Source organism: Actinomadura sp. GC306, from assembly GCF_004348665.1.
Lineage (GTDB): Bacteria > Actinomycetota > Actinomycetes > Streptosporangiales > Streptosporangiaceae > Spirillospora.
Genome location: NZ_SMKM01000003.1, coordinates 1 through 11,922, shown reverse-complemented (window position 1 = coordinate 11,922; position 11,922 = coordinate 1). Strand labels below are relative to the sequence as shown.

Below are 11,922 nucleotides of genomic sequence, written 5' to 3'. Positions count from 1 at the left end.
TCGCGCCGAGGCCACGGCGGGCGTGCGGCCCCGGGACGCTCAGGTCACGCGGGGATGAGGCGGGACAGGTTCCCGCCCATGATCTTCGCCTTGGCCGCGTCGTCGAGGTGGGCGAGGTCGTCGACGTAGGTGATCGGGTCGGCCTTGCCCTCGGGGTGCGGGAAGTCCGAGCCGAACAGGACCCGGTCGATGCCGAGCAGGTCGGCGAGCGCGGCCATGTCGTCCTCGATGAACGGGCTCACGTGAATCAGCCGGCGCATCTGCTCCACCGGGTCCTCCTCGAAGCCCTGGGGCATCTTCTTGAAGGTGGTCTGCAGCTTCTCCAGCAGCGGCCCCACCCACGACGACCCGGTCTCGATGGTGGCGATCTTCAGGTCGGGGAAGCGGGACAGGCAGCCGTGGCAGATCAGCGACGCCACCGTGTCCTCGATCGCCCGCCACTGCCCGATCTCGCGGAAGGGCTGCAGCGTGAACGGCAGGTACTCGCGCTGCTTGCCCTCCCAGTCGGCGGTGTAGCGCTGGTAGCCGCTGTCGGAGGAGTGGAAGGCGACCATCGTGCCGCTGTCCTGGACGAGCTTCCAGAACGGGTCGAACTCCGGCAGCGCGACCGAGCGCGGGCCGGCGACGCCGAACGCGGGCGCGGGGCGGACCAGCACGACGCGCGCGCCGCGCTCCAGGCACCACTCCAGCTCCTTGACGGCCTCCTCCACGATCGGGAGGGTGATCACCGGGGCGGTGTAGATGCGGTCCTTGTAGTTGAACGACCAGACCTCGTCGAGCCACTGGTTCAGCGAGTGAACGGCGGCGTGGGTCAGCTCGGGGTCGTCCCGCATCCGGTCCTCGAGAAGGCTGGCCAGCGTCGGGAACATCAGCGTCCGCGAGATGCCCTGCTGGTCCATCAGCTCCAGCCGGGGGCCGGGCTCGCGGAACGCGGGGATGGACTCGATCGGCTTGCCGACGATCTCCCGGTAGGACTTGCCCTCGGGGTTGCCGTGCTTGAAGTAGTCCTCCTGCGCCCCGGGACGGGCGACCTTCTCGAACGTCGGGTTCGGGATGTACTCGCTGATCTGCCCCCGGATCGCGATCTTCGTCCGGCCGCGGACCTGCACGTACTCGATCGCGCCCTGGTACTGCTTCGGCAGGTACCGGGTGAACGCGTCCTCGGTCTCGTACAGGTGGTTGTCCGCGTCGAACAGCGGATACGGCAGGTCACGTGACGGCATGGATCGTCTCCCCCTCCGGTCGGGATGTCGTCAGGATATATCGATGTCGATGTCAAAATCAACGGGGCGGCGGAATCAGAGCACCATGTCCGGGGCGCCGCCGCGGCGCGCCAGCGGCCGGATCATCCCGTGCACGGCGTACGACGCCGCCAGCCGGCCGTCCTCGCCGTAGACGCGGCCCTCGCTCTGCGTCGTCCCGCGCCCGGTGTAGATGGCCCGGTTCACGTACAGGAACCAGCGGGAGACGTCGATGTCGTCGTGGTAGGCGACCGTGGCCTTGGAGATCCCCGTGGAGATCGTCTTGTGCGCCATCGCCTCGCTGTATCCGGCGTGCGGGCGCAGCGCTGCGGCGATCGCCCAGTGCGTGACCGAGTGCGTCATCAGGGCGCTGTGCAGGTAGGGGGCCTGGGGCGCGGCGGCGAAGCGGGTCCACACCATCAGCTCAGGGGGGCCGACGTGCTGCGGGTCCCAGTCGTAGGCGTCGTCGACGACGCGCAGCTCACGGCCCTGCACCTGCATGCCGGGCGGCCCAAAGGGGCGCACCGCGTCCGGCCGCGGGACGTCGGGCATCGGCGCGGTCGAGGTGACCAGGTCCTCGGCGTCGGCGCCCATGAGGATCAGCCCGGCGCAGCGGAGCTTGTCCTCCTGCGCGACCCGCGCCTGGACGGTGGAGTAGGTCCGGCCCCGGTGCGCCACGTCGAGGTCGACGGAGACGCCCTTGTCGTGGCCGGCGGCCCGGGAGAACACCATGGACGCCGAGGTCACCCGGTGTTCGGGGATCTCCTTGGACGCCGCGACGACGGCGTCCGCGAGGAGTTGGCCGGCCTCCACCACGTTGCGTTCGGCCCCCTCGTGCGGAGGTGCCGTGTACCGGCCCGGCCCGGCGGGCCGGACGTCCATCAGGCGGAGCAGCTCGTCCTGGTCCCAGGGCCTCGCCGACTCTCCCGCAGCGGCCCGCTCGCCCTCAGCCCCCATCGTCCCCACTCCCGACCGATCCGATTCCGACGCCCGCGCCGCGCGGTCCGGCGCGGCGCCCGCTCGCAATGTACGCCCTGTGCCACTGTATTGACAACGACGTCGAAATTGGATTGAGTTTCGCGGACAGCCCCCGGAGGAGGTACCGTGCCCGACGGCGTTTCGGAGATCCTGCGTCTCGTGGACCGCTGGGAGCCGCGCACGTACCCCGTGCGGTGGTCGCTGCGCGACACGATCACCTACGCCATCGCCGCCGGCGCCGACGCGCGCAACGCCCGCTCGCTCGTGTGGGAGTCGGCGCCCGGCTTCACGACGCTGCCGACGTTCGCGACGCGGTTCGCGCACGACGCGCTCCTCGACTTCGGGAGCGGCGTCCAGGACGCGGGTCTCCCCTCCTTCGCGAAGGCGCTGCGCCTCACCCTCCACCGGCCGCTCGCCGCCGAGTGCGCCGAGGCGCAGGCGACCGCGGCGCTCAGCCTGAAGGAACGTTCCAACGAACGGCTGGTGGTGACGCTCGACGTCGAGACCGGCGCGGCCGGCGAGCGGATCGCCTCCTCGTCGCTCGACGTGCACTTCCGGCTGCCCGGTGAGCGGAGCCCGCGGCGGCCGTCCCCGGACGCCGGCGCCGCCGGGGCCCCCGGTGGCGGCGAGGCGGTCGAGGTGCGGGAGAGCGTCCATCCGTACCAGGCCGCGGTCTTCCGCACCCTGCTCGGCCTGACGGCCGACGGCCGCGTGCAGGACGCGATGCACATCGACCCGGTCCGGTCGCGCGAGCTCGGCCTGTCCGCGCCCGCGCTCCCCGGGGAGGTCACCCTGGGCATCGTCGCCAGGCTCGCCGAGCGGCATCTCGGCCCCTTGGGCGTGAGCGGTCTCCTCGGAGCCGAGGTCTCCTACCGGAGTCCGGTCTCGGACGCGGACGAGCTGACGATCGCCTACGTCCCGGCCGCCGACGGGACCGTGGACACCGAGGTCCGCAACGAGCACGGCCGGGTGGCCGTCCGCGGCGTGCTCCGCTTCCGGACGGGCCCACGAACTCCATGAGCGGGGAGGCATCATGAAACCGTCCTTCGAAGGCTCGCTGCCGCCATTGGAAAGGCGCAGCGTCGTCCGCGTGCTCCGGGAGCAGGCCGAGAAGCACCCCGGCCGCCCGGCGGTCGCCGGGCCCGGCGCCGAACTCGGCTACGGCGCGCTGCTGGACGAGGCCGCCGCGCTCGCGGGGCGCCTGCGCGCCCGCGGCGTGCGGCCCGGCGACCGGGTCCTGCTGATGCTGGACGACCACGTCGACGCCGTCCTCGCCTGGCTGGGCCTGACCTGCGCCGGGGCGGTGGAGGTGCCGGTGAACACCGCGTTCCGCGGCGAGTTCCTCGACCATGTCGTGCGCGACAGCGGCGCCGTCGCGGCGATCGGCGAGACGCACTACCTGGACCGCCTCGCGGCGGCCGACGGCGGACGGCTGCGCGGCGACCTCATCGAGCACGTCCCGGCGGAGAGCGGACGGGGCCGCTTCGACCTCCCCGAAGGCGAACCCGTGATCGAGGACGCCGAGCCCTGGGACATCGCTGCGGTGTTCTACACGTCCGGGACGACCGGGCCGAGCAAGGGCGTCCTCGTCCCGCACGCCCAGGCGTACGGATACGCGAGCCCCGTGTACATCGGCGCGGTGGAGCCCGACGACACCAGCTACGTGGCGATGCCGCTGTTCCACGTCGGCGGGCAGTTGTGGGGCGTGTACAACGCCCTGATCGCCGGGGCGCGCGCCTACATCGCCCCCCGCTTCTCGGCCTCGGGCTTCTGGGCGGACATCGCCCGCAGCGGCTCGACCTTCGCCGTGCTCACCGGCGCCATGGCACGCTTCCTGGAGGCGCAGCCGCCGAGCGGGCTGGAGCGGTCGAGCGGCCTGCGCAAGGTGTGCCTGGCGCCCGTCCCGGCGGACGTCGACGCGTTCTGCGCACGGTTCGGGGTGTCCTACTGCGCCGGCTACGGCAGCACTGAGGCCGCCACGCCGCTCGCCGCCCCGCACGGGGTGTCGGGAGCCGGCGGGCTCGGCTGGGTGCGCCCGGGGTTCGAGGCCCTGGTCGTGGACGGGCACGACCGGCCGGTCCCGGACGGGCGGATCGGCGAGCTCGTCGTCCGCCCGGACGAGCCGTGGACGATGTTCCAGGGCTACCTCGGCCGCCCCGACGCCACGGCGGAGGCATGGCGGAACTCCTACTTCCACACCGGGGACGCCGTCCGCCGGACGCCGGACGGCGAGTTCTTCCTCGTCGACCGCATCCGCGACAGCATCCGGCGCCGCGGCGAGAACATCTCCTCGCTGGAGGTCGAGTCCGCGGCGAACACGCACCCGCGGGTCACCGAGGCCGCCGCGGTCGGGGTGCCCAGCGAGCACAGCGAGGACGAGGTCCTGCTGCTGGTGGTGCCCCATCCGGAGGGCGCGCCCGATCCGGCGGAGCTGTTCCGCTACCTGGCCGACCGGCTGCCGTACTTCGCCGTCCCGCGGTTCATCGCGTTCACCGCCGAGCTGCCGAGGTCGGCCTCGAACAAGATCATGAAGGGACCGCTGCGCGCGGCGGGCGTCCCGGCCGACGGGTGGGACGCCGAGCGCAACGGCCTGCGGGCGACCCGGGACGGGATCGTCCGGACGTAGCACCGAGAACTGGATGTGCCTGCATGGATGTTGGTCTGAGCGACGAGCAGCGCCAGCTCGTCGCGTCGTTCACCGCCCTGTTCGGGGACGCGGCGTCACCGGGTCAGGTCCGCGCGGCCGAGCCGCTCGGCTTCGATCCGCGGCTGTGGGACGCGGTACGCGACGCCGGGGCCGTGGCCATGGCCGTCGGCGAGGCGGACGGCGGCTGGGGCGCGACCCCGCTCGATCTCGCGCTCGTCGCCGAGGTCCAGGGGCGCTTCATCGCTCCCGCCCCGATCATCGAGGCGCAGGTCGCCGCACGCCTGCTGGCCCGGCTGGGCACGCCGCCCGCCGCCGCCGCGCTCGCCGCGGCGCTGGCGGGCGAGCGCACCGTGACCGTGGCCGTCCGCCCGGCCCGCGACGGCACGGCCGGGCTCGTGCCGGCCGGCGCGGTCGCCGACGACGCGCTGGTCCTGGACGGGGACCGGCTGCTGCTCGTCCGCTCCCCCGGCGGGCGCGCCCAGACCCCGAACCTCGGTTCGATGCCGCTCGCCGACCTGCCCCTCGGCCCGGACGCCGAACCGCTCGCCTCGGGACCGGCCGCCGAGGCCGCCTACGACGCCGCGCTGGACGAGTACCTGCTGCTGACGGCGGCCGCGCAGGTCGGCATCGCCGCGCGCGCCGTCGAGATCGGCGTCGGCTACGTCACGGAGCGCCGCGCGTTCGGCGTCCCGATCGGAACGTTCCAGTCCATCGCGCACGCTCTCGCCGACTCCGCCACCGCCGTCGACGGGGCCCGCCTGCTCTGCCACGAGGCCGCGTGGGCGGGCGACGAGGAGCCGGAGCGCTTCGCGGAGCTGGCGGCCATGGCCTTCGCGTTCGGCACCGAGACGGCGCGCGACGCGACCTACCGCGCGCTGCACTTCCACGGCGGCTACGGCTTCACCGACGAGTACGACGTCCAGCTCTACTACCGGCGCGCGCGGGCGTGGGGCGCGGTCTGCCTCGAACCGCGCGCCGCCTACCGCAGGGCGGCCGACCGCCGCTACGGCGCCGCACAGATGGGGGAACAGTGGACTTCCGCATAGGGGAACGGGGCGAGGCGCTGCGCGCGGAGGTCAGGGCGTTCCTCAGGGAGCACCTGACCGAGGAGCTCGCCGAGCGGTGCCACCGCACGGGCGTCGCCCACGACGACGGGTTCGTCCGCGCGATGCACGAGGCGGGGCTGCTCGCGCTCGGCTGGCCCGAGGAGTGGGGCGGCCGGCCCTGCGACCCGCTCGACCGGTGCGTGGTCGAGGAGGAGCTGAGCAAGGCCGAGGCGCCCACGTACGGGGTCAGTACGACGCACATGGTCGCCCGCGCCATCCTGCACGCCGGGACCGACCGGCAGCGGGCGGAGATCATCCCGAGGGCGCTGCGCGGGGAGGTCCTCATCGTGCTCGGGTTCACCGAGCCCGAGTGCGGGTCGGACCTCGCCGCCGCCCGGACCCGCGCCGTGCGCGACGGCGACGAGTGGGTCGTCAACGGCTCCAAGATGTTCACGACCAACGCCCACATCGGCGATCACGTGTTCCTCCTGGCCCGCACCGACACCTCGTCCAAGCACGGGGGGCTGACCGTCTTCCTCGTCCCGCTGGACCAGCCCGGCATCGAGGTCCAGGCCGTGCGCACCATCTCCGGCGAGCGGACGAACATCACCTACTACCGCGACGCGCGCGTCCACGACGACTGGCGGATCGGCGAGGTGAACGGCGGCTGGCGCGTGCTGGGCGAGGCGCTCCAGGAGGAGCACTCGACCGGCTTCGGCGCCTCGATGCTCGGCCTGCTGGAGGCGGCGGAGGGCTGGGCGCGGACCGCCCGCGGCGGCGCCGGGCGGCCGCGCATCGACGACCCGGACGTGCGGGAGCGGCTCGGCCGGTGCGCCGCCGAGACCGAGGTGTCGCTGCTGCTGCAGCGGCGCGCGGCGGCCATGGCGCAGCGCGGCGACACGCCCGTGGCGGAGGGCCCGATGGCGAAGCTCTTCAGCTCCGAGGCGCTGACCCGGGCCGCCGAGGACATGTTCGACCTCCTCGGCCCGGACGCGGTGCGCAGCCGGTTCACGCCCGGCGCGCCCGAGGAGGGGCGGGTCGAGCACGCGCTCCGCTTCTCCCTCGGCACGACGATCTACGGCGGGACCAGCGAGATCCAGCGCGGCATCATCGCCCGGCGCGGACTCGGCCTCCCCCGCTGACGCGCACGGGCGCATAGAAGCACGGGCACAGAGCAACACGGGGCACTCAGAAAACACGGGCACATGGAAACGGCGTGCCGGGGATTCAGCGGAATCCCCGGCACGCCGTCGTCCGGTGTGCGGGCGGTCAGCCGGACACGGCGTCCGGTCCCGCCCCGAGGTAGGCCGACTGGAGGGCCTCGGGCGAGTCGAGCAGCTCGCTCCCCGTGCCGGACAGCGACAGCCGGCCGCGCCGCAGCACGTACCCGCGGTCGCTGACCGCCAGCACCTGCGAGGCGTGCTGCTCGACGATCAGCACCGCCGTCCCGGCCTCGTCGGCCGCCGCGCGCAGCCGCTCCAGCAGCCGCGTCACGATCAGCGGGGCCAGGCCCAGCGACAGCTCGTCCACCAGCAGCAGGTCCGGCTTGCCCGCCAGGCTGCGGGCCAGCGCGAGCATCCGCTGCTCACCGCCGGACAGCAGCCCGCCGCGCCGCTTGAGCAGCGGCTCCAGCTCGGGGAACAGCGCCAGCGCGTCGGCCACCGGCCCCGGCCCGAGCTGCAGGTTCGCCAGCGTCGTCAGCCGGCTGAACACCGACCCCTGCTCGCTGATGTAGGCGACGCCGCGCCGTGCCCGCTGGTGCAGCGCGCCGCGCAGCGGCGCGTCCCGGTACAGGACCTTGCCGGACGTGGGCACGAGCACCCCGGCCAGCGCGAGCAGCGTCGTGGTCTTCCCGGCGCCGTTCGGGCCGAGCAGCGCGACGACCTCGCCCTTGTCGATCGTCAGGTCCAGCTCGCGGATGACGTCCACACCCGAGTACCCGGCGGACATCCCCTCGACCTTCAGCAGCATGTCCTCACGCCCTTTCCGGCTCGGCCGGCGCGTCGGTCCCGAGGTACGCCTCGACCACGGCCGGGTCCCGGAGGATCTCCTCCGGCGCGCCGTCCGCGATCAGCCGCCCGAAGTTGAGCACGGCGATCCGGTCGGCGCAGGTCTGCACGAACGACATGTCGTGCTCGATGACCAGGACGGCGATGCCGAGGGTGTCGGCGAGCCGGCGGATCAGCCGGGCCAGCTCGGCCGTCTCCTCCTCGCCGAGTCCCGCGGCGGGCTCGTCCAGCAGCAGCACCGCGGGGTCGGACGCGACGGCGCGGGCGATGGCCAGCAGCCTGCGCCGCCCGTGCGGCAGCTCGTCGGGCAGCCGCTCCAGGTCCTCGGCGAGGCCGAACTCCTGGACGGCCGCCTCCCCGGCGGCGGTCAGCCGCGGCGTGCGCGGGCGGACCAGGTCGGTCACGTACCGCGTCCCCGGGCTCTCCGACGTGACCAGGAGGTTCTCCAGCACCGTCAGGTCCTCGAACAGCTCCAGGGACTGGAAGGAGCGGACGAGCCCGGCGCGGGCACGGCGCGCGGCGCCCCAGTCCTCCAAGGCGTGGTCGCCGAGCCGGATCCGCGCGCCGCGCTCGGGCTTGACGAAGCCGGTCAGCGCGTCGATCACCGTCGTCTTGCCGGCGCCGTTGGGGCCGATCAGGGCGAGCACCTCGCCCGGGTGCACGCGCAGGTTCACCTCGTCGACCGCCCGCACCCGGCCGAAGTGGACGCTCAGCCCGTCGACCACCAGGGTGCGCGCGCTCTCCGAGCGCTCGGCGCGCGGCGCCTCCCCGCCCTGCCCGAGGACGGGCGCGGCGGCCACCGCGGGCGGCCGGCGCCGCCGGGTCCCGATCCGCTCGCGGACCATCGAGACGGCCCTGACCTGCTCGAAGGCCATCCCGCTCGGGTTCGCGAGGATGATCAGCAGCAGCATCGTGCCCGAGACGATCTCCAGCGCGTTGGTGCCGAGCCCGAACGAGTGCAGGATCTGCCCGCCGATGCCGCCGGGGGCGAACGTGCCGCCGCCGATCGCGCCGATCACGTAGCCGATCCCGCCGATCACCGTGTAGACCACGAGCTGCACCGACGAGAACGGCGAGAACTCGGTCAGCACCAGGTTCTGCTGGCGGAAGGCCAGGAACACGCCGCCGAGCGCGGCCAGCGCCGCCCCGAGCCCGAACGCGTAGACCTTGATCGCCGCGCTGTTCAGGCCGAGGGCCGCGGCGGCGCGCTCGTTGCTGCGCAGCGCGATGAGCCGCAGCCCGGTGCCGCTGCGCCGGACGTTCGCCACCGCGACGCACACCGCGACGAGGACGGCCAGCGTGACGAAGGCGAGCCGGCGCGGATGGTCGAACCCGTCGATGGCGAGGCCGAACACGCTCAGCTTGCCGATGTCGATCCCTTCGAGCCCGCCGGTGAGGGCCGGGTTCTGCAGGATCAGCTGGGACAGCACGACGGTGAGGCCGAAGGTCAGCAGGGCCAGGTTCACACCGCGGGTGCGCAGCGCGGGGACCGCGACCACCACACCGACCACGGTCGTGATCACCACGGCGACGGCCAGGGCCGGGACGAACGGCCACGACTGCGTCTGGACGAGCTTCCCGGCGATCCACGCCCCGGTGCCGGCCAGGCCCATCTGCGCCAGCGAGATCTGGCCGGTGAGGCCGGTGACCACCACCAGCGACAGGCAGATCATCGCGGCGGCCAGGCTGACCTGGATCGAGGCCGCCCACGCCGAGGGCACCGCCAGGATGACCGCGACCGTGATCGCCACCGCCACCACCAGGCCGGGCAGGGAGATCCGTCCCGTGCCCAGCACCGGCAGGCGGTCGAGCAGCTCGCCGCGCGCGGGCAGGTTGCGGCCCGCGACGAACAGCACCACGACGATCATGAGGAACGCGGCGGAGTGCGACACCGACTGGGCGGTGAACGCCCCGAACAGCAGCCGGTCCTCGGAGACGAACGGCGCCAGCGGGCCCTCGTCGGTGATGTAGCGCGCCAGCAGCGTCTCGACGACGCCGATGACCAGCGCCGCGGCGAGCGTCTTCCAGAACGAGTAGAACCGGCCGACGAGCGCCGCCGCCAGCGAGCGCAGCACGATCAGCGAGAGCGCCTCGACGCTGAGGAACAGGATCGGCGCGACGAGGATGCCGGCCAGCGACGCCAGGACGGCGCCGAGCACCCAGTTGGCCGTGGCGACCACGTCCGGCGACTTGCCGAGCGCCGCCGCGGCCACCGGGTTCTCCGCGATCGCCTCGGTGGAGCGCCCGAACGGCGTCCACCGGAACAGCGCGACGAGCCCGACCGTGAGCACGGCGGCGATGCCGATGACCCAGAAGCGGTCCTCGCCGATCCCCGCGTCCGCGCCGAACAGGTGGTGCGGCTCGTGCGGAAGCGGGGAGACGACGAGGTCCTGCCCGCGTCCCCACAGCTGGTAGCCGATCCCGACCAGCAGCGCGAACACGCCGAGGGTCGCGACGAGCCGCACCAGCGACGAGGCCCGCCGCAGGTGCTTCATCAGCAGCAGGTGCGTGGCGGCGCCGAGCAGCGCGGGGACGCCCAGGGCGAGCAGCCACGCCGCGGGCTGCCCGAGCCCGAGGTCCGGAGCGACGCGGTAGAAGACGTAGGCGCCGATCATGCTGTAGGCGCCCTGCGCGAAGTTCACCACGCCGCTGCCGCGGTAGATCAGCACCAGCCCCTGGGCGGTGAGGGCGTAGACCGCCCCCACCGACAGTCCCAGGATGAGAAACGTGAGCAGGTCGTTCATGGAGAGGCTCCCGGCCGGGTCCGTGTTACTTCGCGGCCTGGTTGAGGTCGGTGAACTCGCCGCCCTCGGGCGCCATGATCTTGCCGTCCTTCACCGTCTGGAACTGCACGGTGGCCCGCGGGATCCGCGGCAGCTTCAGGAAGTTCGGCTCGCCGTAGGTGAAGTCGGGCGCGATGCCGAGCGACACCTTGCTGCCTTCGAGCGACTTCATCAGGGCGGCGCCGCTGACCTCCGACAGCCCGTTGAGCCGCTCGGCGACCAGGTGGACCGACGCCCAGGCGTTCAGCGCGAACTCGGTGCCCTCGATCTCACCGTCGCCGTACTTCTTCATCTCGTCCAGGAACTGCTTGATCTTCGGGTTGTCCGTGCTGGTCACCGGGTGGTAGTCGCTGACGACGATGGTGCCCTCGCCCGCCTCGCCGGTCTTCTCCAGCGAGCCCTCGGACACGGCCGTCGCGACCACCGAGATCTTGCCCTTGTAGCCGGCCTGGCGCAGCCCGACGATGGTCTTGCTGGTGACGTCGGTCGAGGCCAGCAGCGCGACCCCGTCGGGGTTGGCGGCGGCGATCTCGCTGAAGTTCGAGGTCAGGTCGGCCGACGCGTCGAACGGCAGGTAGAAGGCGCCCTTCAGGTCGTCGGGCGACTCCAGCAGGGCCTTCACGTACTGCGGGACCAGCCGCCCGGAGGGGCTGTCGCCGGTGACCACGGCCACCGTCTTCGCGCCCGCCTTCTGCAGCGCGATGCCGGTGCCCGCCGAGAGCATCGGCGAGCCGCCGATGATCGGGAACGACACGGGGTTCGAGAAGTCCTGGCCCGTCTGGACCATCGTCCCGACGAGGGGGATGTCCGCCCCCTGGAACGCCTGGACGACGGCGTCCGACGAGACGTACTTGCCGACGCCGGCGACGACCTTCTGGTCGATGGCCTCGCGGGCGCACTTGGTGGCGGCGTTCGGGTCGGTGACGGTGGACGCCTCGCAGTGCACCAGCTCCAGCGGGCGGGCCTCGCCGCCGCCGGGCTTGACGCCGCCGGCGTCGTTGACCGCGTTCACCGCGGCCTTGGCCGCCTTCAGCAGCTCGGGCTGGTAGATGGGGCCGGGGCCGGAGGCGATCACCGACAGCTTGACCGGCTCGCCGGTGAGGCTCTTGCCGTACTCGGACTCGTCCCCGGAGTCGGAGCACGCGGTGACGGTGCTCGCCGCCAGCGCCGCGAGGGCGGCGATGCCAAGGATTCGGCGCATTGGTCTCTCCCTATTTC

The 11,922-nt window shown here is 73.1% G+C and carries 9 protein-coding genes; 4 read left to right on the top strand and 5 right to left on the bottom strand.

All coding sequences use genetic code 11. The features are described from left to right. Positions 1-44: 44 nt before the first annotated feature. Positions 45-1,223, bottom strand: a complete 1,179-nt coding sequence (locus tag E1200_RS00835) for an amidohydrolase family protein (protein ID WP_131949803.1) — start codon at positions 1,221-1,223, stop codon at positions 45-47. Positions 1,224-1,298: 75 nt separating this feature from the next. Next, a complete protein-coding gene (locus tag E1200_RS00830; RefSeq protein ID WP_131949802.1) occupies positions 1,299-2,198 on the bottom strand; it encodes an acyl-CoA thioesterase domain-containing protein in 900 nt (299 codons plus the stop codon). Positions 2,199-2,345: 147 nt separating this feature from the next. Here E1200_RS00830 and E1200_RS00825 point away from each other — a divergent pair, with 147 nt between their 5' ends. The 4 genes from E1200_RS00825 to E1200_RS00810 are packed head-to-tail and all read left to right on the top strand — an operon-like array spanning position 2,346 to position 7,054. Then, positions 2,346-3,239, top strand: a complete 894-nt coding sequence (locus tag E1200_RS00825) for a MaoC family dehydratase (protein ID WP_131949801.1) — start codon at positions 2,346-2,348, stop codon at positions 3,237-3,239. Positions 3,240-3,252: 13 nt separating this feature from the next. After that, positions 3,253-4,845: an AMP-binding protein gene (locus E1200_RS00820; RefSeq protein ID WP_131949800.1), complete on the top strand. Its 1,593-nt coding sequence runs from the start codon at positions 3,253-3,255 to the stop codon at positions 4,843-4,845. 23 nt (positions 4,846-4,868) lie between these two features. Beyond that, on the top strand, positions 4,869-5,912 hold the full coding sequence (locus E1200_RS00815; RefSeq protein WP_131949799.1) for an acyl-CoA dehydrogenase family protein: 1,044 nt from the start codon (positions 4,869-4,871) through the stop codon (positions 5,910-5,912). Continuing rightward, positions 5,897-7,054 carry an acyl-CoA dehydrogenase family protein gene (locus tag E1200_RS00810; protein ID WP_131949798.1) on the top strand — a complete coding sequence of 386 codons (1,158 nt, stop codon included), beginning with the start codon at positions 5,897-5,899 and terminating at the stop codon, positions 7,052-7,054. Before E1200_RS00815 ends, E1200_RS00810 begins: the two co-directional genes overlap by 16 nt. Before the next feature lie 127 nt (positions 7,055-7,181). Here the strand turns inward: E1200_RS00810 and E1200_RS00805 are convergent, their stop codons facing one another. From E1200_RS00805 to E1200_RS00795, 3 genes are read right to left on the bottom strand one after another with little or no spacing between them, the layout of a single operon-like run. Further along, positions 7,182-7,883 (bottom strand): ATP-binding cassette domain-containing protein, encoded by a 702-nt coding sequence (locus E1200_RS00805; protein ID WP_131949797.1) that lies wholly within the window; start codon positions 7,881-7,883, stop codon positions 7,182-7,184. A gap of 4 nt (positions 7,884-7,887) precedes the next feature. After that, entirely contained in the window at positions 7,888-10,665 is a 2,778-nt protein-coding gene (locus tag E1200_RS00800; protein ID WP_131949796.1) for an ATP-binding cassette domain-containing protein, read from the bottom strand. Between the two features lie 25 nt (positions 10,666-10,690). Beyond that, positions 10,691-11,905, bottom strand: a complete 1,215-nt coding sequence (locus tag E1200_RS00795; protein WP_131949795.1) for an ABC transporter substrate-binding protein — start codon at positions 11,903-11,905, stop codon at positions 10,691-10,693. Positions 11,906-11,922 lie beyond the last annotated feature (17 nt).

Bases quoted from the DNA above. Each gene is read 5' to 3' on its own strand.
- E1200_RS00835 (WP_131949803.1), bottom strand. From the start codon at position 1,223: ATGCCGTCACGTGACCTGCCGTATCCGCTGTTCGACGCGGACAACCAC.
- E1200_RS00830 (WP_131949802.1), bottom strand. From the start codon at position 2,198: ATGGGGGCTGAGGGCGAGCGGGCCGCTGCGGGAGAGTCGGCGAGGCCC.
- E1200_RS00820 (WP_131949800.1), top strand. From the start codon at position 3,253: ATGAAACCGTCCTTCGAAGGCTCGCTGCCGCCATTGGAAAGGCGCAGC.
- E1200_RS00815 (WP_131949799.1), top strand. From the start codon at position 4,869: ATGGATGTTGGTCTGAGCGACGAGCAGCGCCAGCTCGTCGCGTCGTTC.
- E1200_RS00805 (WP_131949797.1), bottom strand. From the start codon at position 7,883: ATGCTGCTGAAGGTCGAGGGGATGTCCGCCGGGTACTCGGGTGTGGAC.
- E1200_RS00800 (WP_131949796.1), bottom strand. From the start codon at position 10,665: ATGAACGACCTGCTCACGTTTCTCATCCTGGGACTGTCGGTGGGGGCG.
- E1200_RS00795 (WP_131949795.1), bottom strand. From the start codon at position 11,905: ATGCGCCGAATCCTTGGCATCGCCGCCCTCGCGGCGCTGGCGGCGAGC.